Raw genomic sequence first — 19,502 nt, 5'->3', positions numbered from 1 at the left:
CTGTCTCTATACGCGATGTTCCGAAGGAACGGAGCGGGAGCACCGTTAGGTGCGACTCGTGATACCCTGTCTCTATACGCGATGTTCCGAAGGAACGGAGCGGGAGCACCGTTAGGTGCGAGTTGCGACTCGCGAGAGGACAGGTGGTGGTAGTTCCCTGCTTCACCTGTCTTGTTTACCGCATCCGAGATCCAGACCGGCGCTCAATAGAGCAAAAATAGTTACGCCGCCGGATACGACTGCCCGGCCTCCTGGCCCTCTGCCGGGATGGAGTAGTGCAGGTGGGCAAAGATCCACGCGTGGCCCGTCCCGCGGAGCACCGCCGTCATCCGCCCGTTCAGGGTCTGCGGGACACCCCCGGCGACGAAGCGGTAGGCCATATCGGCCATGACCCAGGCGACCGTCCCCTCGGCACCGATCTGGATATCGGAGAGGTCGAGCGAGACTGTCTCCGCCTGCGCGAAGTCACGCTCGAGGTGCCGGCGATACGCCTCCCGCCCGATCGCCTTCTCGTCGGCGCCGGTTCCGAGACCGAAGAAGTCGGGAGCGGTGAAGGCCATGATGCTCTCGATATCTTTCTTCCCCGTAGCCTCCTCCAGCCGCCGGAGCACCGCCAGGATCTGGTTCTGTGTCTGTTCGCTGACTCGCATGAAGAGTAGTCTTATCGAAGGGGAGATATGCTTTTTGAGCAGGTGCGCCGGCTCAGGCCGGAAGCGCACCGCGTGAGGCTCCGTCCGGGGGTTCGGGATCGGTGCGGTCCCTTCCGGCCGCCCGGAGAAACGCCCGGAATCCCGGTGACCGGGCGGCCCGGACGAGGTTTGCAATGCGCTCGTCCGCGACAAGTTCTCTCCGGATCACCAGGTTGCACGACTCGTATCCGATCGAGGTGAACCGGAGCCCCGCCTCCTCTGCCGTGCGGGCCGGGCAGACGCCTGCATCTGCACGCCCGTTGCCGATGGCCGCGGCGACGGCCCCGTGCGTCCGCACCTCGTTCTCGTATCCGGTGACTGTCGCCGGCTCGATGCCCTGCCGGTCCAGCCACGCATCAAAGAGGACCCGTGCCGCCGTGCCCTTCGGGCGGTTGACGAACCGGAGCGTTTTGGGGTCGCCGGGACCGAGGTCGCGGGCCGAGGCGATCCCGAGTTCCGTCCGGGCCACCTGCACCCTGAGGAGCTCCGCGTCCGGCAGGTACCGGAGGACGAGGTCGTTCCAGGCAGTTCCGGTCTCCGGGAGCGATACCGTAGCAGCATGGCAGGTATTCGCCCTCAGGGCGAGCACCGCCCCGATCGTCGAGGCGTTGCAGCAGTGGAGCAGGTAGCCGGCATCCGAGAGGCAGTTACCGAGTTCCGCGAGGGCGGGATCGCGCGGGCCGACGCAGACTATCGTGCGGTCGATCGCGGAGAGCGGAACGGTGAGCCGGACGTGCACCTCCTCTCCCGCCTCGAGCCCCTCGCGAACGGCCGGGATGTGGAGGTAGCCGTTCGCCCGGACCACCGCCATCTGGATCCCGCCGCCCCGGGGATGCGGGGTCGCATAGCAGGTGCCGGCAACCCGCCCGATCGAGACCGGGACGAACTCATCGTATCCCGGATCGGACGCCAGCCGCCGTGATAACCGGACAACCAGCTCCTCGTCCGGGACCGGCGAGAGCCCCCACCAGGAAAGGAGATCCCCGGCTATCTCGCGAAGGATGGTCTGTGCGGCGACAGGGTATCCCGGCATGCCGAGGACCGGCTTGCCGTCGACCTTCGCAAGCAGCACCGGTTTCCCCGGCCTGATCGCGATCCCGTGGAAGACGATCTCGCCGAGCGTGCCGACGACGTCCCGGGAGAAGTCCCGGGTGCCGGCCGACGAGCCTGCCGAGAGGATGACGAGATCGTTCTCCGCGACGGCTTCTGCGAGCGCTTCCCGGATCAGGTCCGGGTCGTCGGGGACGATAGGGTAGCGGCGGCAGGTCGCTCCCATCCGCGAGAGGTAAGCCTCCGCCATGAGGGTGTTCGTCTCGATCGTCTGGCCGGGCGCGGGGGGAAGACCAAGGGGAACGAGATCGCTCCCCGTCGGGACGATCCCGGCACGGATCGACCGGACGGAGAGATGGGTTACGCCGTAGGTCGCGAGCGCACCGAGGTCGAACGGCCTGACCCGGTGGCCGTTCGGGAGGACGAGTTCCCCTGCACGGATATCCTCGCCCGCGTGCCGGACGTGCTGTCCGGATGCCGCGGACTTCCGGATCCGGATGGTGCCGTCCTCGTCCCAGGTATCCTCGATCATGATGACGGCGTCAAACGACGGGGGAATAATCTCGCCGGTATTGATGCGGACGCACTCCGTGAGAGGTAGAGGGCGCCGGTCCTGTGCCCCCCGGGTCTCCCTGCTTTTGACCGCGTAGCCGTCGAACTTTGCGATATCGATCTCGGGAACCGAGCGCATCGCATATACGGGCTCGGCCGTCACTCTCCCGACAGCCTCGCGTAGCGGCACGGTCTCGGCATGGTTTCCTGGGGGAAACGCCTGCCGCATGGCCGCGAGCGCTTCCGGGAGCGGGGTAAGATTCAGGTACCGGCGTGGCATACTCTTGACTCCTTGATGGGATGCCGGGACGGGTATTCTCCGGCCTCAGTCCCGGTTGTACAGGATGACCGGTCGTAAAACGGCCGGAGGTTATCATTCATCTTTCGGCTGGCGACGGGGAGCGAAGCTCGCAATCGAAGAGCGAAGACTCGCTGCATGCGAGGATCTCCCCGGTGTCTTCCGGCACGGTCCGGAGACGGAAGATCACCTCCCTCTCCGGACCGGCGACGACATAGCAGTCTCCTCCCGAACACCGCAGCCGGCGGTTTCCAGGGCGCGCGCCGGTGATCCCGATGAATGCGTCGGCGATACAGGGATCGGTGCCGAGCGTGACCGAGACTCGTGGATTCCGCAGGTCGCTTTCAACGATACGCATCGCCGCCTCCGCCATCCGCACCGCGACCGCCACGCCCGGACAGAGTTCCCCGTGATAGTTCACGGCCTCGCGGATGAGGCCTTCCCGGTACTCGCCGGGGCCCATCTTCCGGATCTTCTCCGTCCGGTCGTGGCCGGTCGCCGAGAAGACGCAGTCCCACCCTGCCTGGTAGGGCTTGAGGTCGAGCACCGGCGTCCCGTCGATCAGGTCGACGTTTGCGAGCAGGAGGAACCGCCCTTCCCGCACACTGCGCAGCCTGACCACCGAGACAGAGAGGGGGTTCGGCCGCGCCGGGGAACGAAGGGCAAAGACGCCCTTCTCCGGGAGATCGTGGGAGACTTTCCGGGCCACCGCCTTCAGGACTCCCCGGTCCGCCTCATGGAGCCAGCAGACCAGGAGCAGGTGCGAGTTCTCCTCGATGCCGGAGAGCGCCCCGGCGTAGTCGGGATAGACCTCCACCTCGGCATCCACGCCCTGGACCGGCATATCGTTGCGGGAACGGATGCTTGAATGCACGAGCCCGATAGGGACGAGTTCCATGCGGTGCATGCTGCGGCGACGGGGATTAAGCCCTTTCTCTCAGTACGCTACCTTCTCGTAGTAGGACTGGGACCGGCAGTCGGAGCATGCCCCGTTGACGAGCATATGGTCGGGGACCATCTCGCCGCAGATGTTGCAGATCGCGGATCGCCAGGGCCACTTCTGGGGAACTTTCACCCGTACGTTCTCGCAGGAGAGGAAGTCGCGTCCTGCGTCGATGATCTCGTCGATCAGCGCGATGCCGCGGGTTCTCGGGTCGAAGAGGGGGTCTTTGGTGTACCACAGGGCGAACGTCGGGTACCGTCCGATCTTCTCGCCGTCGACGAAGATCCGGATCCCGTTCACGTACGGGGCTTCGGCCGGGCCGTTCATGGTGATGGCGAACTTCCCGATCGGGAGCACCCGGAGGCGGTGGTTGCCGGTCGTGCAGTGAGCGATCACCTGCAGGGGGTCGGGCAGGCACTTCATGGTCTCGCAGACGGCGTAAACCTTCTCGTCGTTAGGAGGGTTCAGGAGTTCCAGGGCATAATCCACCATATAGACCCCGACCAGGAGCCCGGGGGCCGCAAAGGTGTGAAATTCGATGCATCTCCGGAAGTGATCGATTAACTCCGGGGTGGAGCCTTTCGACCTGAGCCGGGCCTCGATGTCCTCCCATGTGTGATTCAGTCTCGGTTGCATGGAAGAGTATTTAGTCAAAGGTAGTAGTAAATATTTTGGCCAAGTAAATAATATTTAGTTAACTCATTTGGGGCAGATACGGCATATTACCAATTTAACATCGTATTATCGCATAATAAGGAACATTGTCGAGACTACATTGTATACAGGGATTATGGGTTTATTGATATCAATTATACGACCTAATATATTGGCTATAGTTAATGCAATAAGTTTAAATTTATATACTATCGAGTTGAGTAAACCTAATGTGAGCATGTCCATCCATTCCTGGCATGCTTGGCAACCGACGTTGAATGCAACAACCGGGAGAATGTGAATGACAGAAACCAGTGGAAAGTTACGCTACGTTCCCACGACCTGCCCCTATTGCGGTGTAGGGTGTGGACTCAACCTTGTGGTGAACGACGGCAAACTCGTAGGGGTCGAACCTCTCAAGAGGAGCCCGATTAACGAAGGAAAACTCTGCCCCAAGGGAGTCACCTGCTGGGAGTTCGTGCAGAGCCCCGACCGGCTGACAAAGCCCCTCATCAAGAAGAACGGCAAGTTCGAGGAGGCAACCTGGGACGAGGCCTATGACCTGATCGCCTCGAAGTTCAAGGAGACCAGCGAGAAGTACGGACCGAAATCGCTCGGTTTCCAGGTCTCGTGCCGGACCCCGAACGAGGAGTGCTACATCATGCAGAAACTCGCGCGGGTGGCCTTCAAGACCAACAACATCGACAACTGCGCGCGCATCTGCCACGGGCCGTCCGTCGCGGGGCTCTCGCTCTCATTCGGCTCCGGTGCCGCGACGAACCCCTTTGAGGATGTCCTGAACGCGGACGTCATCTTCATGATCGGCGCGAACACCATCGAGGCGCACCCGCTCGCCGGCCGCCGGATTGTCCAGGCCAAGAAGGCGGGCAAGAAGATCGTCGTCTGCGACCCGCGCTACACGCCCACGGCGCGCCTCGCCGATGAGTGGGTCCGCTACAACCCCTCGACCAACATCGCCCTGATCAACTCGATCATGTACTGGATCATCCAGGAGAACCTCCATGACAAGGAGTTCATCGAGAAGCGGACGAGCGGGTTCGACGAATTGAAGAAGACCGTCGAGAAGTATGCCGAGGTCGAGTCGATCACCGGCGTTCCGACCGAGCGGGTCAAGGAGATCGCCCGGATATACGCCAATGCCAACAACGCGGTGATCATCTACTGTCTCGGCATCACGGAACTCTCGACCGGCACGGACAACGTCCGGTCGCTTGGAAACCTCGCGATGCTCACCGGCAACGTCGGCAGGCCGGGAGTCGGTGTCAACCCCCTCCGTGGACAGAACAACGTCCAGGGCGCCTGCGACATGGGTGCGTATCCGAACGTCTTCTCCGGCTACCAGAAGTGCGAGGACGACGCCACCAGGAAGCGCATGGAAGAACTCTGGGGTGTCACCGGGCTTGCAAGCGAGTACGGCGTGACCCTGACCGAACAGATCACCCAGTGCGGCGACCCGATAAGAGCGATGTACATCTTCGCGTTGAACCCCGTCGTCTCCTACCCCGACTCGAACCACGTGATGCGGTCGCTTGAGAAACTCGACTTCCTGGTCGTGCAGGACATCTTCATGACCGAGACGGCACAGTATGCCGACGTCATCCTGCCCGGCGCATCCTTCGCCGAGAAGGACGGGACGTTCACCAGCGGCGAGCGGCGTGTCAACCGTATCAGGAAGGCCGTCGAGACCCCGGGCGATGCAAAGGAAGACTGGCAGATCTTCGTCGATCTCGCCCACAAGCTCAATCTCAACGGCTTTGACTTCAACTCGCCGGAGGACATCTGGGACGACATGCGGCGGGTCACCCCGTCGATGGCCGGCATCTCCTACGAGAGGATGGAGAAGCCCGAGTCCGTCCACTGGCCCTGCCCGACCCTCGAGCACCCGGGAACTCCCATCCTGCACCGCGAGAAGTTCTCGTCGGCCGACGGTCTCGGACACTTCTTCGGTCTCGAGCACCGGCCGCCCGCGGAGGTCGCCGACGCCGAGTATCCGTTCACTCTGATGACCGGACGTCTGATCTTCCACTACCACACCCGGACCCAGACCGGCCGGGCGAAGATCCTCCACCAGGAGGTGCCGGAAGCCTACGTGCAGATCAACAACGAAGATGCAGCACGGCTGAAGATCCAGAACGGAGAGAAGATCCGGCTCCGGGGCAGGCGCGGGCAGGCAGAGGCTCTTGCCAGGGTGACCGATGAGGTCGCGCCCGGGGTGCTGATGATGACGATGCACTTTGGCGGGGTTGGATCTGTGAACCAGCTGACGAACACCGCTCTCGACCCGCTCTCCAAGATGCCGGAGTTGAAGCACAGTGCGGTTGCCGTCGAGAAGATCACGGGGGTGCAGTAAATGGTAGCAAAGGGAGATATGGTATACGCCTGGACGACGAGCCCCGATATCGCGAAGGTCGCGGAATGCGGCGGCGCGGTGACCGGGCTTCTCAAGTATGCCCTCGAAAACAAGATCGTCGACGCCGTTCTGGCGGTCAAGAAGGGCGTGGACCTCTACGATGCGGTCCCCACGATCATCACCGACCCCGCCGAGATCGGACAGACGGCAGGTTCGCTCCACTGCGGAACGCTCCTGCTCGCGAAGCTGGTCAAGAAGTACCTCGACGGCGCCGAGAACATGCGCCTCGGGGTGACGGTGAAGGGCTGCGACGCGATGGGTCTCTACGAACTCGCGAAGCGCAACCAGGTCAACCTGGACAACCTCCTCATGATCGGCGTCAACTGCGGCGGTTCGGTCAGCCCGGTCCTCGCCCGGAAGATGATCCGCGAGAAGTTCGGGGTCGACCCCAACGACGTCGTCAAGGAAGAGATCGACAAGGGCCAGTTCATCATCGTCACGAAGGACGGCCAGCACAAGGGCATCTCGATGGACGAGCTCGAGGAAGAAGGCTTCGGCCGCCGCTCGAACTGCCGCCGCTGCAAGATGAAGGTCCCCCGCCAGGCAGACCTCGCCTGCGGTAACTGGGGTGTCATCGGTGACAAGGCCGGCAAGGCCACGTTCGTTGAGGTCTGCTCCGAGAAGGGCGCGAACCTCCTCGATGCCGCCGTGAAGGCCGGAGCGATCGCCTCCGAGCCCGCGAACCCGAAGGGGATCGAGATCCGCGGCAAGGTCGAGAACGCGATGCTGAAGCTCGGCGACAAGTGGCGGGCCCGCTACTTCGAGGCCCTCGGCGAGGGCAAGGAGCGCCTCCAGACGATGATGGAGGACTCGAGCCGGTGCACCAAGTGCTACGCCTGTATCGAGAACTGCCCGATCTGCTACTGCGTCGAGTGCAGCACGAAGAAGCCCTACCTGGTCCCGCCGGGTGTGCTCCCCGTGCCGTTCATGTTCCACCTGATCCGCTACGCCCACGTGGCGGACTCCTGTGTCAACTGCGGCCAGTGCGAGGAGACCTGCCCGATGGAGATCGCGAACTCGCTCTACATGCACGCCCTGCAGGTGGACATGGAGCGGATGTTCGGCCACACCCCGGGTGTGGATATGGATCTCCCGGTGCTTGCGCTCGTTGAGGAGCAGGCCGAACGCCAGCGCCTCTTTGAGACCGGCAGCGACCAGATCTACGACGTGTTTAAGTAACGACGCGTGCCCCTCGGGGCAGGCGGAGTTCGAGCACCGAAGGTGCGAGTAACGACGTTCCATCAGGAACGGAGTCTGAGAAAACGCGAAGCGTTTTCGAGCGACGACGCGTGCCCCTCGGGGCAGGCGGAGTTCGAGCAAAGGATGCGCCCGGCCGGAACCGGCCGGGCGTCTAACGCCCGTTAACCAACCTACTTGAGTTCCATAAAAACCTCATTTGCGCCCGTGTCGGGGTGCTAAGGCTCCAGGCAACGCCCGGAGGTGGGGGAGAGAGCGACGCTCTCTCCCGCTGCCGGACAGCCGCAAAAACCTCTTCTGTGCTTTTACCGACGTTTTTGCATGGATTTTTCTCTGCACAGCGGGAGAACCGGCAATCAAAAGACTGAACTATCACAACCTCCTACGGGATTATCAGGAGCAGCCGGAGGCCCGATGGGTTGTGGGGCCGTCTGTCTCATGCGGGAGTTACCGGCGAACGCCCGGGATACGGAGCAGAATACGTATGAAGTTTGTGTGCCCGCTTATTGTTGTTCGTGACATGGAGGTCTCCAGGGCCTTCTATGAGGAGGTGCTGGGCCAGAAGGTCGGCTACGATCTCGGCGAGAACGTGTCGTTCGAGGGCGGCTTTGCGATCCACCTCCGGTCGCATTTTGCGGATCTCATCGGCGTCGATGAGGACGATATCCTTCGGGGGCCGAAGAACGCTGAACTCTACTTCGAGGAGGACGACCTGGACGCCTTTCTTGAACGGCTCAACGGGATGGACTCCGTGAAGTACGTCCACGGCGTGGTAGAGCAGCCCTGGGGGCAGCGGGCCGTCAGGCTCTACGACCCCGATATGCATATCATCGAGGTCGGGGAACCCATGGAGAGCGTGGTAAGGAGGTTCCTTGCGAGAGGGTTCTCGGTCGAAGAGACCGCACGGCGCACCTCGATGCCCGAGGAGTTCGTCCGGCAGTGTGCATGAACGGTGCGCCGGGGACGACCACCGGTATCGTCTAGTCCTCTCCCGTGCACGATCTCTCCAGAGAATCGATCCCGCCCCGGAGTGATCCGGCGGCGCGTCCGGCATACGTGAAGTGAGGACCTATGTTCAAGAAAATTGCCTGCATCCGCATTGGCGGCGGAAAGATCGCCCTGGATGCCGCCGAGGAGGCGCCGGTGGCGATCTTCGTCAACGGCCGGCACCTGACGACGGTGATCCTGAGCCCGACCGGACTTCAAGACTTCGTCACCGGCTACCTCTACACCGAAGAGATCATCCGGAGCGCGGACGAGATCGAGTCGGTCAGGGTCGAGGAGAACCGGATAAGCGTCCTCACGACGAACATCTTCAAGCGGGTCAGCGTAAAAAAGACCATCCTCTCGGGGTGCGGGGGGGCCGTCTCCTACATCGACACCCAGAAACTGCCCGCGATCCACTCCGATCGTACGGTCTCCATCCCGGAGCTCGAAAAAGCCGTCACCGCCCTCCCCGCGCCCGGCATGATCGAGGTGATCGCCCTCATCGACGGCGGCCACATCGCCGCCCGCTCCGAGGACATCGACCGGCACAACGCCCTCGACAGGGTGATCGGTCGAGGGCTGCGTGACGGTCTTGACTTCTCCCGGACGGTTGCCGTCGGCACCGGGACGGTCACCTCCGAGATGGTCAGGAAGTGCCTCGTCGCAAACATCCCGGTGCTGGTCTCCACCGGTCCCCCGACCGCGCTTGCCGTGGAGGTTGCGGAAGAGACCGGCCTTGCCATCGTCGGTTCTGCCGGGACGCCGGAGATGGCGGTCTATACGCATCCGGAGAGGATTGAAGGGTGCGACGGGCCGTAGGGTGCGACGTTCCAGAGGAACGGAACTTGAGCACCATTAGGCGCGGGGGCAGGAGCGTGAGCACCGACAGGTGCGCACCCTCCACGGTCCACTGCATAGAGAGATCCCTGGAAGAACCGTGCACGGCTTCCCCCCGGTTATCGCCACGCACTGCCCGCCCCCCTCCGGGGGCGGGAGGAGCGCGAAGCGCGGGCGGTGGGGGGGTTACAGATATAGTCTTATGAGGGAGAGACAGGGGAGGGGGCATGCCCCCCTCGCACCTGTCGGTGCTCAAGCTCCGCTCCTTCGGAGCATCGCACTCCTCGTCAGCCCCTCCTCGCACCTTCGGTGCTCGAACTCCGCTCTTCGAAGACCTCCGGTCTTCTCAAACTCCTGTCCTACGGACAGTCGTTCTCCGGAGCGTCGTTCCCCTAATGGCGAATCCCCCACGGTCCACTGCATGGGAATTTTCTCTCGCTCCGGTCACTGCGTGTGCTTAAAATAAAATCCGGCAGTGTTCAGACTCTTGTACCCGAGAAGCCCAATCATCTCGGACTCGTGTACTGCAGGAGGGTCATTCTGATTGGAACGTCGCGAGTCGCACTTACCGAAACCCGAGGCCGCCGAAGACCAGACCAAATTAGAGGATTGAGGAGACGTCTCACCGTCCGCGGCTGATCTCGTCGACGGCCGCAACCAGAAGGTCGATCTCCTGCTCGGTCGTGAAGGCCGCCATGCTCGCCCGGACCGTCCCCTCCGGGAGGTTCAGGTGCTCCATCAGCGGCTGGCAGCAGTGGTGCCCCGACCGCACCAGGATATCCGCATCCTCGTCGAGCATCTGCGCGGCCTCCTGGGGGTGAACGCCGTCGATGGTGAACGAGACGACCCCGATCCGGGCACCCGGATTCCTCCCGGCGTAGACCGTGACCCCGTCTATCGCGGAGAGCCCCTCGATCAGCCGGGCGGTCAGGCGCTCCTCGTGCCGGTGGATCTTCTCCATCCCGATCGCCGAGAGGTAGTCCACGGCGACGCCGAGCGCGATCCCGCCGCCGACGTTCGGCGTCCCGGCCTCGTAGCGCTGGTAACCCTCCGCGGGCACATGCCCCTCTGCCGTCACGCTCGCGACCATGCCCCCGCCGAGGGTCGGCGGCTCGAAGAGCAGGTCCCGCATCCAGAGGACCCCGGTCCCCATCGGCCCGAACATCTTGTGCCCCGCAAAGCAGAGGATGTCGCAGCCGAGCTCCGCGACGTCCAGCGGCATGTGCGGCGCGGATTGTGCGGCGTCCACCAGGAGGAGGGCGCCGTGCTCCCGGCAGAGCCCCGCGATCTCGGGGACCGGTGTCGTCACGCCGAGGACGTTTGAAGCGTGGGTGACGGCGACGAGCCGGACACCGCCCCCGGCCAGGGTCTCCTCGAGTGCGGCAAGGTCGAGCGAATAGTCGGCGTCGATCCCGATCACGTCGAGCGCGACCCCCTGCTTTCCAAGCGCCCTCCAGGGGAGGAGGTTTGAGTGGTGCTCGAGGATGGTGGTCACCACGCGGTCGCCCGGCTTCCAGGAGAGCCCCTGCGCGACCATGTTGATCGCGTCGGTGGCGTTCTTCGTGAAGACCGTCACCCCCGCCTCCCCGCCGACGAACCGGGCCACCTTCTCGTGGGCGTGCCAGTAACGCTGCGTCGCGATCCGGGTCAGGCGGTGCACGCCCCGCCCGACGTTCGCCCGGTAACGGTGCTCGAACTCGACCGCCGCCTCCACCACCGGCTCCGGCGAGAAACTCGTCGCCGCGTTGTCCAGGTAGATGATATCGCCGAGGATCGGGAAGTCTTTCCGGATCGTATCGGGAGTGAACTCAATCTCTGCCGGCCGTGCCGGCTCACGGGTCTTCATCGTCTTCGTCGTTGCCACCTCCACTCTCTTCTTCACGGGAGCTTCCCGCAGGGTGAAGTCCTCGTTCACGCCGATGCCCCGCTCCCGGCAGACCTCGCGCATCTTCGGGGGCAGGGCCCGCCATCGCCAGAGCCCCCACTGGTGGTAGGCGTCCGGCATCCCGGTCTTCTCCGCCCACCTGATAAGGAATTCGTCCCAGCGCTCCGTCAGTTCCGGGTGCATCTCCCGGAGCCCCTCGTACTCGCTCTCGAGCGCCGCCGGGCAGAGGTAGCAGCCTATCCGCTCAAGACCCATCTCGTAGAGCGGGTTCATGGGGACTTCCTGCCACCAGAGGTAGAGGAAGACCTCGAGCGCCCGCCAGTTCCGGATCGGCGAGACGTTCAGTTGCAGGGGGTTCGCCGGGTTCTGGCTCGTCTCCTCAAGGTCGGCCCGATTCCAGGACTCGTACCAGCGGTTCCCCTGGATGGTGACGCAGGGGCCGGTCTCGGCGAGGTAGATCTTTAAGGGGTGGAGTTTTAAGAGTTTGCAGCACCAGCGGTGGTCCTTCCCCGGCGGCCCCGCCTTCTCGACCGCCTGGAAGAAGTCGCCGCCTTTCCGGATGATCTCGACGCCCTGTGACGCCACGAACTCCACGGTCTCGGGGAGTTCGATCCCGGTGTCGATGAAGAACGCCTTCTCCACCCCCGCCTTCCGGGCGAGGTGGCGGACGGCGGTGCTGTCCTTGCCGCCGGAGAACGAGACGTTCGCGCACGGCCGGTCGTTCATGTGCTTCTTGATGGTACGGACGGCGTTGCGCTCAAGGTTCTTTAAGTGGTAGCGGTTCCTCTCGATCACCACCTCCCAGCCCGGGTCGGGCCGGGAGCAGGGCGTGACGGAGACGAGTTCCTTCACCCGGACCTGCCCGTCCTTGACGACGCCGGTGCCGAACCGGTTCTTGTAGGCGACGATGACCGTCCCGTCGGGCACGCCGGCCGCCAGGGGGAACCGTTTCCCGCCGATGCGGCCCTTATGTGCACGCACGGCGGGCTCGGCCTCGAGATCGATGATGCCTCTTGTTGCATACGGGAGGATGTGCGGGAGCGCCTCGGGGGCGATATCGAGGCTGAATTTCCGGGTGACCGGGTCGAACGAGAGCCAGCCGAACCGGTCGCCGTGGACGATCACCAGGTCGGCCCGGTCGGCGCCGCCGGTCTTGTTGAGGAGCACGACATGGGGCAGGGGAATATCGCCGAACTGCTCGGAGAGAAGGCGCCGGATGAGGGCCGTATCCGCCGCGAGGGCCGGGCGGACGTCGTGCGGCTGCAGGAGTTCTATCTCCCGGACCTTCGCTTTGCAGGCGCAGGTGCGCCCGATGAGGGGGACGTTACACTGGTCGCACCAGTAGAGGACTTTTTTTACTGCCGGTTCGCGTATCACTTGAAGAATAGTTGGTTTTCCGCAGACATTAAGGGAACCGGTGAGGGGGGGCGCCGGGGTGCAGGCGGAGAGGAGGTGGTGGAGAAGAGCCGGGCAGCGGCACCGCCTCCCCTCACGGACGCCGCACGAGCAGGCTGAGACCGGCCCCGAGGACGACCAGCAGGACCGCCGCAACCAGGAGAAAGGCGGTGTCGAGGGACCCGGCCAGCCGGGTGCTGGAGAAGTCCGGGCCCGGTTCGGTGACGTTGATCGGGGCGCGGGCTTCGGCGCCGGAGACCGGGTCGGTGGCGACGAGCAGGAGCCTCCCCTCCGGCAACTCCGCGGATGCGATCGCCCCGCGGAAATGCCGGGTGTTGTCATCGGCGGCTGTACGAACGTCTTCCGGGATCGTATACCCTGCAACCGGCGAGCCGGCCCTGTAGACCAGCACGTCGACGCTTCCCGGGGGGCGGTAGAAACTCGCGTCCCGGCTCCAGACGACGAAGATATCAAGGTCTTCGTTCCCGGAGAGGGTGTCGTTCGATAGCGAGAGGGTGAGAGAAGGAAGCAGCGGGGGGGTCGCGCCCGAGATGGAGCAGGGAATGACGAAGAGGGCGGAAACGGCCGCCAGGAGGAGGAGACGAACCCCGGGTGAGCAGCCCGGCATGCCATACGGCTTCATACCGGAGTATCCGCCCGGTATACAATAACCTTTCCCCTCGCCGGGACAGCAACGGCCGTTGACACTCTCCCCGGGCTTTAGCCGGGGGCTTTCTTGCACCCCGGATCTGTAAAGGCCTGCTCTTTCGAGCAGCACCGGCGCGATGCTCTCAAGATATCCGGTTCCTCCCGTGTCGGGCGGCGACCCCGGGATCTGCGAAAGATTTATTCGTGACAATACGAATTATCTATGAATGGCATCGCGCTGCGTAAACAACCTGGGTGGACAGGTGCTTCTCATGGATGTGACGCCTGATCAGGTGAACGATTACGTGCGAAAGCACAGCAAGGAATACTACGAGATGGTGCCGGGCTTTGTCTTCAAGGATATCCGGATACTCTTACAAAAGCCCATGCTCGTAGGGCTCCAGATCCGGAAGAAGAAGGTCCTGCTGCCGTTTACGAAACTCTGCCCCGGTTACGGGACAGTGCTCCTGGAGATCGCGGCAAAGGACGCGGATCTCGAATTTATCCGCAGCAACCTCGTGAAGATCTCGGAGTGAGAGGGCGACGGGAGCGGCTCCGCACCGTTCCCCCATATCGGACGAGTCGTTCCCGGTACCCGGCCGGCGCGCTCACCTGAGAGGCTTGCGGTGCCTCCTCCCCTGTTTCGCCGTATCCCGCCGTTCTTTTCGGGCAGCAGGACCGATCGATATATAGTCCCTGACGGGAGAAACTTATAACGATCATCGTGGGCATTAAGGAGTGGGTAGTCCCTCAGGATAAGGTTTTTTTTGACCTCTTCGATGAGATGGCTAAAACAGTCGTTTCCGCAGCCGATCTGCTCGTTGAGTTCGTTGAAAATTTCAAGGACGTGAAAGAGCAGTGTCACCGGATGAAACAGATCGAGCACCAGGGAGACGATATTTCACACCAGATCTACGAGCAACTGAACCGGACGTTCATCACGCCGCTTGAGCCCGAAGAGATCTCCCGTCTCGCATCGGCGCTGGACGATATTCTCGACTACATCGACGGCACGGCACAGCAGATGTACAGTTACGGCATCACCGAGACCGACGACTCGATGATTGAACTTGCAAAGCTGATCCAGTTGAGCGTCATCGAGATCGAGAAGGCCGTCAGCAGTATACGGTCGATCAAGGACCCGAGCCTGATCGAAGAGCGGTGCATCGAGGTGAACCGCCTGGAGAATGTCGCGGATAACGTCCTCGGTCATGCTATCATGGACCTCTTCAAGACGAATGATGCGATCACCATCATCAAACTCAAGGATATCTACGAAAACCTGGAGATGGCGACCGATAAGTGCGAGGATGTCGCAAACGTCTTGAGCGACATAGCCATCAGACACTCCTGACTGCCATGGATCCGATCATCATCCTCGGCATCGCTCTCGCTCTTCTTTTTAACTTCGCAAACGGCCTGAACGATGCCGCAAACTCGATCGCAACCATCGTCGCGACCAAGGCTTTAACCCCGTTGCAGGCGGTCCTTCTCGCAGGGGTCTTCAACCTCCTCGGCCCCCTCCTCTTCACGACGGCGATTGCGGCGACCATCGGAAGAGGGATCGTCGACCCCTCATTCCTTACGCCGACGCTGATCTTCATGGCCCTGGTCGGCGGGGTGCTCTGGGTTCTTGCGACGTCTCTTCTCGGTATCCCGGTATCGAGCAGCCATGCTCTGATCGGGGGGCTCCTTGGTGCCGGGATTGCAGGTGCCGGGACAGGAGCGGTCATCTGGCCGTCGCTGGTAATGATTGAGCAGACCGCCTTCTATGGGCTTGCCGGTGCCGTCCTCGGTGCTGTCGCCACGGGGGTGTTCGCGCATCGGAGGGGCGAGTTCAAGCCGTGGAACCTCCTCGTTGGGGGACTCATCGGGGTGACGCTGGTCATCCCGCTCGCCATCGCAACAGGGTTTTTGAGTGTCAGCGGCATTCTCGGGGTCATCATCTTCATCGTCGTCTCCCCGATGCTTGGGTTCATCGTCGCGTTCATCTTCGGCATCACCGTAACTTACGTCTTCCGCAACTATGCTCCGCGGCGCCTGACAAACCTCTTTCGAAATCTTCAGATCTTCTCGGGGTCACTCCAGGCGATCGGCCACGGCGGCAACGATGCCCAGAACGCGATGGGCATCATCACCGCCATGCTCCTTGCCGGCGGGCTGATCTCCGAGTTTGCCGTCCCGCTCTGGGTGATACTGGTCTCTTCGCTTGCCATCTCGGTCGGTACCCTCCTCGGGGGCTGGCGGGTCATCGACAAGATGGCCACCAAGATAACGAGGATCCGGCCCTACCAGGGGTTTGCCGCATCGACCTCCGCCGGGGGTGTCCTGTCGCTGATGAATGTCTTTGGCGTCCCGGTCTCGACGACCCATGCGACAACCGGCGCGATCATGGGTGTCGGCGCGACGCGCGGCTACTCGGCGGTCAAGTGGGGCGTGGTCCGCGAGATCCTCATCGCCTGGTTCCTGACCATTCCGGCCGCGGCGATCGTGGCCGGGGTATGTTTCCTCATCGGCCGGGCGCTCTTCGGCCCGATCGTCTGACGGGGCCGGCGGGGTGGTGAACGGCCACACCGGATTTCAGGCACAATGCCCTCTGCCGGGCAAAGCACCAGCGCTATGAGCGCAAAAGGTCTTCCGGCAAAACTTCTTTTTCACTTTCACCATGCGCACGGCTCCCGCTTAAATAACCATCTCCCGACGATCTTTGTATGAGAACGCGACTCCTCATGTCCGACCAGACACTCTTCCGGAGTATCGATGTCTTCGAGATCGATTACGTCCCTGAGTTCTTCAACTACCGCGAGAGCCAGCTCAACGACCTTGCCTACCAGGTCCGTCCCGCACTCGAAGGCGGGCGGGCCCTCTCCGCCATCTGCAGGGGTCTGCCCGGGACCGGGAAGACGACCAGCGTGCTCCGGATCTTTGCCGAGCTCGAGCAGACCACCAAGAAGATCGTGCCGGTCTACGTGAACTGCCAGAACGACCGGACGAAGTACATGGTCTTCTCCCGGATCTACGCAGCGATCGTCGGTCACGCTCCGGCGCGGACCGGGATCTCGATCAAGTCGGTGATGGACGCGATCGGCGGCGCCCTGCAGCGGCAGGAGAAGAGCCTGATCGTCTGCCTGGACGACGCGAACCTGCTCCACTACAACAACCTGCTCGGCGACGTCGTCAACTCCCTGCTCCGGCTGCACCAGGACTACCCGGGCGGCGGTTTTCGCGACGGTGAGCGACATGGACCTCGACCTCGCCGCCGACCTGAGCAAATGGGTCCTCTCGCCGTTCCGCCCCTCCGACATCTACTTCCCGCCCTACGACGCCGACGAGATCCGGGGCATCCTCCAGGACCGGATCCGGATCGGGCTCTACCCCGGCGTCTTCTCAGTACAGATGCTCGACCGCATCGTCGAGCAGACGATGGAGTCGGGCGACGTCCGGGTGGGTCTCGACCTGGTGAAGCGGGCGGTGCTGAACGCGGAGTGCGCCGCCCGCACCGAGGTCGTCGAGGAGGATATCATGAAGGCCTACGAGCAGGCAAAGCACGTCCACCTCGCTTATACAATCCGGGCGCTCTCGGCGGACGAGCGGCTGCTGCTCCGGCGGATCGCGGAGCTCTCGCAGGAGGAGAGCGGGCCGCTGGTCTCCGGCGCGATCTACGGCCGGGTCGAGGAGACGCCGAAGGTCGGCTACACGGTCTTCTCCCGGCAACTGCGAAAACTTGACTCGCTGCGATTGGTCGACCTGATCCGGGTGCAGGCCGGCGGGAGGACGAGCGAGGTTGCGTTGCGCTATGAGCCGGAGAAGGTGGTGCAGATCTGCGGGAAGCGGGGGGTCGGCGGGAGGTGAGGGGGGCGGGATCTGTTTGCGATATAAAAGACCCGTTCTGGTGGAGGGTCGGCCGGTAGACTGGTCTGCCGGTGGAGAAAAACCATCTCCTGCCTCTCCTTGACACCAAACTCACCCGGATCATCAACTGTTTTTTCAGTAACACCAGGTCTCGTGGCTGAGTGGGGCCTGATTCAGCACATCCCGGTAATGTCGCCACTGGGGCATGAACCGATCCATCAGCTCCCTGAACCGGTCGGTGTGGTTTCGCTCGAGCAGGTGCACCATCTCGTGCACAACAACGTATTCGAGGCACTGAGCCGGTTTCTTTGCGAGCTCCAGGTTCAGCCAGATTCGCCGGGCTTCGATGTTACAACTGCCCCATTTGGTCTTCATCTTTTTTACTCCCCAGTCGTCCACCGTCACCCCGAGCGTCTCCTGCCACGTATCGATCAGCGGCGGAATCAAGGCTTTGAGTTCTTTTCGGTACCATTTGAGCATGACCTGTTCGCGTCTGACGGCATCGCTTCCTGCCGGAACGTACAGGTCGATCCCTGCCTTACCACGCACCTCGACCCGGGACGGGCCCGGATGCTCGATGACGTTTAACAGGTAGCGTCTGCCGAGGAAGTAGTGCGTCTCGCGGTAGGTGTACTCCCGCGGGCTCTGGCGTTCCTGGGTCCTGAAGCGGGTCTGCTGCCGTTTGATCCACGGCAGTTTCGTGATCACCGCCAGCCGCACCGCTTCATCGTCCACGCGTAACGGCGCCGCCACCCTGACCCGGCCTTCGGGAGGGTATACCCCGAGATGCAGGTTCCGGATGTCCTTACGGACCACGTCGACCTGCATGCCATTCACGGAGATCCGGTGCATTCAGGCATACTCCTGCTGGTTTTTGATCAGTTCAAGGATCTTGTCGAGTTTCTCGTCGTCCTGGACGACCTTCTTGATGGCAATACGGACCATCTTCGTCTTAATGGGGTTGTGCGTCCAGTCGTCCTGTTTGGTCAAGGTTACCGCTTCATGGACCGCGAGCGCGATCGCTTCGTCCTCGCCGAGGTTATCGTAGAGAGCCTGTTTTGCAGGACTGTCCAGGGTCCCGGGATACCGTGCGCCGTCGCCGGGGCGCTTGATCTGTTTTGTCAGTGCGACGATCTTTTTGAGGTATTCCTGGTACCCGAGTGCCTGTGCCCGGCGTTCTCTGATCAGCGCGTCCAGCAGTTCGGACATCTTCTCGTAGTACTTCGGGTTGATCGGTGTCTCGTCGATGATCAGTTTGCGGACGTTGTTCTCGATGGTCTCTGCAACCGCTTCGCGATCACGCCGTATGCCCGGCGGGAGTGTCTCTACGGCATCGGCACCACGCTCGAGGAGGAGCTGGACCAGCGGCATATCGTCGAACGCCGATATCTTAACGCTCTCTTCGGCCCGGATGTAGGTATCGAGGAGATGCCGCATGGCCGGCTCGTAGAGTTTCAGGTCGATATAGTCGCCGCTTGCCCGCATAACCTCTTTACGGACGTTGTCGTAGTGAGTGACCTCGGCCCGGATCTCTGCGGCCTCGGCGTCGGTGTATCCGGCATCGTGCATCTCGTTCGCCAGGCCGGCATACGCCCGGAGGAGGGCGGCGGTCAGTTTGTAGAGGGCAAGCCGTTTGCGCTCATTCTCCTTGAGCGCTTCGGGATCTGCGGTATCGGCCGCACAGAAGAAATGCTGATACGCAAGGGTGTCCCGGGGAGGCTCGACCGGCTCGCATAACGTCCTGATCGCCTCAAGGGCATCGCCAAGCCGCTCCCGCCCTGTCTCCAGGCGGTCTTTCAACAGCCCCGATACGTCCTCTCTGTCGAAGCCGCCGAAGGCTTCGCCGGTGTAGTCCTTGATCGACCTCTCAAGCGACCGGAAGAGGTCTTTGTAGTCGATGATGTAGCCGTACTCCTTGTCCTCGCCGTCGAGGCGGTTCACGCGGCAGATCGCCTGGAAGAGACCGTGGTCGCGCATCTGCTTGTCGATGTAGAGGTAGGTCGCCGGCGGGGCGTCAAAGCCGGTCAGAAGTTTGTCGACGACGATCAGGAGTTTCATCTGTCCGGGCTCGTTGATGAACCGCT

16 protein-coding genes and 1 pseudogene are annotated in these 19,502 nt (G+C 62.6%); 9 read left to right on the top strand and 8 right to left on the bottom strand.

What is annotated here, in order from left to right; translation table 11 throughout:
- Positions 1-221: 221 nt before the first annotated feature.
- The 4 genes from PLN84_RS02035 to PLN84_RS02020 all read right to left on the bottom strand — a co-directional run bounded on the left by PLN84_RS02035 (position 222) and on the right by PLN84_RS02020 (position 4,168).
- Positions 222-650: a nuclear transport factor 2 family protein gene (locus PLN84_RS02035; protein WP_292385939.1), complete on the bottom strand. Its 429-nt coding sequence runs from the start codon at positions 648-650 to the stop codon at positions 222-224.
- Positions 651-702: 52 nt separating this feature from the next.
- Positions 703-2,571, bottom strand: a complete 1,869-nt coding sequence (locus tag PLN84_RS02030) for a molybdopterin biosynthesis protein (protein WP_292385937.1) — start codon at positions 2,569-2,571, stop codon at positions 703-705.
- Positions 2,572-2,668: 97 nt separating this feature from the next.
- Complete coding sequence (gene tsaA, locus PLN84_RS02025) at positions 2,669-3,487, bottom strand: tRNA (N6-threonylcarbamoyladenosine(37)-N6)-methyltransferase TrmO (RefSeq protein ID WP_292560050.1); 819 nt, start codon at positions 3,485-3,487, stop codon at positions 2,669-2,671.
- A gap of 39 nt (positions 3,488-3,526) precedes the next feature.
- Positions 3,527-4,168, bottom strand: a complete 642-nt coding sequence (locus PLN84_RS02020) for an FmdE family protein (protein WP_292385932.1) — start codon at positions 4,166-4,168, stop codon at positions 3,527-3,529.
- Between the two features lie 319 nt (positions 4,169-4,487).
- Here PLN84_RS02020 and fdhF point away from each other — a divergent pair, with 319 nt between their 5' ends.
- The 4 genes from fdhF (at position 4,488) to fdhD (ending at position 9,620) form a co-directional block, all read left to right on the top strand.
- The gene (gene fdhF / locus PLN84_RS02015) at positions 4,488-6,557 is read left to right on the top strand and encodes a formate dehydrogenase subunit alpha (RefSeq protein ID WP_292385930.1); all 2,070 of its coding nucleotides are present in this window, start codon (positions 4,488-4,490) and stop codon (positions 6,555-6,557) included.
- The gene (locus tag PLN84_RS02010; RefSeq protein ID WP_348531878.1) at positions 6,558-7,796 is read left to right on the top strand and encodes a Coenzyme F420 hydrogenase/dehydrogenase, beta subunit C-terminal domain; all 1,239 of its coding nucleotides are present in this window, start codon (positions 6,558-6,560) and stop codon (positions 7,794-7,796) included.
- A 502-nt stretch (positions 7,797-8,298) separates the two neighbouring features.
- Positions 8,299-8,763, top strand: a complete 465-nt coding sequence (locus PLN84_RS02005) for a VOC family protein (RefSeq protein WP_292385925.1) — start codon at positions 8,299-8,301, stop codon at positions 8,761-8,763.
- Between the two features lie 122 nt (positions 8,764-8,885).
- Positions 8,886-9,620, top strand: coding sequence for a formate dehydrogenase accessory sulfurtransferase FdhD (gene fdhD / locus PLN84_RS02000; RefSeq protein ID WP_292385923.1), 735 nt, complete (start codon positions 8,886-8,888; stop codon positions 9,618-9,620).
- Positions 9,621-10,260: 640 nt separating this feature from the next.
- Here fdhD and PLN84_RS01995 read toward each other — a convergent pair.
- Together PLN84_RS01995 and PLN84_RS01990 are read right to left on the bottom strand one after the other, a co-directional pair.
- Positions 10,261-12,900: an aminotransferase class V-fold PLP-dependent enzyme gene (locus PLN84_RS01995; RefSeq protein ID WP_292385921.1), complete on the bottom strand. Its 2,640-nt coding sequence runs from the start codon at positions 12,898-12,900 to the stop codon at positions 10,261-10,263.
- Between the two features lie 112 nt (positions 12,901-13,012).
- A complete protein-coding gene (locus tag PLN84_RS01990; RefSeq protein WP_292385919.1) occupies positions 13,013-13,561 on the bottom strand; it encodes a hypothetical protein in 549 nt (182 codons plus the stop codon).
- A gap of 232 nt (positions 13,562-13,793) precedes the next feature.
- Here PLN84_RS01990 and PLN84_RS01985 point away from each other — a divergent pair, with 232 nt between their 5' ends.
- The 5 genes and pseudogenes from PLN84_RS01985 to PLN84_RS01965 all read left to right on the top strand — a co-directional run bounded on the left by PLN84_RS01985 (position 13,794) and on the right by PLN84_RS01965 (position 17,418).
- Positions 13,794-14,102 carry a DUF1894 domain-containing protein gene (locus PLN84_RS01985; protein WP_292385917.1) on the top strand — a complete coding sequence of 103 codons (309 nt, stop codon included), beginning with the start codon at positions 13,794-13,796 and terminating at the stop codon, positions 14,100-14,102.
- A 188-nt stretch (positions 14,103-14,290) separates the two neighbouring features.
- Complete coding sequence (locus tag PLN84_RS01980; RefSeq protein WP_292385915.1) at positions 14,291-14,920, top strand: DUF47 family protein; 630 nt, start codon at positions 14,291-14,293, stop codon at positions 14,918-14,920.
- Between the two features lie 5 nt (positions 14,921-14,925).
- Entirely contained in the window at positions 14,926-16,110 is a 1,185-nt protein-coding gene (locus PLN84_RS01975; protein ID WP_292385913.1) for an inorganic phosphate transporter, read from the top strand.
- A gap of 167 nt (positions 16,111-16,277) precedes the next feature.
- Positions 16,278-16,709: pseudogene (locus PLN84_RS01970) on the top strand (AAA family ATPase); the annotation flags it as partial.
- 88 nt (positions 16,710-16,797) lie between these two features.
- Positions 16,798-17,418: a hypothetical protein gene (locus tag PLN84_RS01965; protein ID WP_348531877.1), complete on the top strand. Its 621-nt coding sequence runs from the start codon at positions 16,798-16,800 to the stop codon at positions 17,416-17,418.
- Between the two features lie 135 nt (positions 17,419-17,553).
- Here PLN84_RS01965 and PLN84_RS01960 read toward each other — a convergent pair whose 3' ends face one another.
- Positions 17,554-18,270, bottom strand: a complete 717-nt coding sequence (locus PLN84_RS01960) for a SprT family zinc-dependent metalloprotease (RefSeq protein WP_348531876.1) — start codon at positions 18,268-18,270, stop codon at positions 17,554-17,556.
- On the bottom strand, positions 18,271-19,502 hold a 1,232-nt coding region (locus PLN84_RS01955), incomplete at its 5' end, for a type I restriction enzyme endonuclease domain-containing protein (protein WP_348531875.1). It lies immediately after the preceding gene.

This window comes from Methanoculleus sp. (genome assembly GCF_035363275.1).
Taxonomy (GTDB): domain Archaea; phylum Halobacteriota; class Methanomicrobia; order Methanomicrobiales; family Methanoculleaceae; genus Methanoculleus.
Note: the sequence above shows the minus strand (reverse complement) of the source record. Positions and strands in the feature narration are given on the sequence as shown.

Excerpts from the sequence above, each read along its gene's own strand:
- PLN84_RS02010 (WP_348531878.1), top strand. The coding sequence starts at position 6,558 with ATGGTAGCAAAGGGAGATATGGTATACGCCTGGACGACGAGCCCCGAT.
- PLN84_RS01960 (WP_348531876.1), bottom strand. The coding sequence starts at position 18,270 with ATGCACCGGATCTCCGTGAATGGCATGCAGGTCGACGTGGTCCGTAAG.
- fdhD (WP_292385923.1), top strand. The coding sequence starts at position 8,886 with ATGTTCAAGAAAATTGCCTGCATCCGCATTGGCGGCGGAAAGATCGCC.
- PLN84_RS02030 (WP_292385937.1), bottom strand. The coding sequence starts at position 2,571 with ATGCCACGCCGGTACCTGAATCTTACCCCGCTCCCGGAAGCGCTCGCG.
- PLN84_RS02020 (WP_292385932.1), bottom strand. The coding sequence starts at position 4,168 with ATGCAACCGAGACTGAATCACACATGGGAGGACATCGAGGCCCGGCTC.
- PLN84_RS01975 (WP_292385913.1), top strand. The coding sequence starts at position 14,926 with ATGGATCCGATCATCATCCTCGGCATCGCTCTCGCTCTTCTTTTTAAC.
- PLN84_RS02035 (WP_292385939.1), bottom strand. The coding sequence starts at position 650 with ATGCGAGTCAGCGAACAGACACAGAACCAGATCCTGGCGGTGCTCCGG.
- tsaA (WP_292560050.1), bottom strand. The coding sequence starts at position 3,487 with ATGGAACTCGTCCCTATCGGGCTCGTGCATTCAAGCATCCGTTCCCGC.
- PLN84_RS02005 (WP_292385925.1), top strand. The coding sequence starts at position 8,299 with ATGAAGTTTGTGTGCCCGCTTATTGTTGTTCGTGACATGGAGGTCTCC.
- fdhF (WP_292385930.1), top strand. The coding sequence starts at position 4,488 with ATGACAGAAACCAGTGGAAAGTTACGCTACGTTCCCACGACCTGCCCC.
- PLN84_RS01985 (WP_292385917.1), top strand. The coding sequence starts at position 13,794 with ATGGCATCGCGCTGCGTAAACAACCTGGGTGGACAGGTGCTTCTCATG.
- PLN84_RS01990 (WP_292385919.1), bottom strand. The coding sequence starts at position 13,561 with ATGAAGCCGTATGGCATGCCGGGCTGCTCACCCGGGGTTCGTCTCCTC.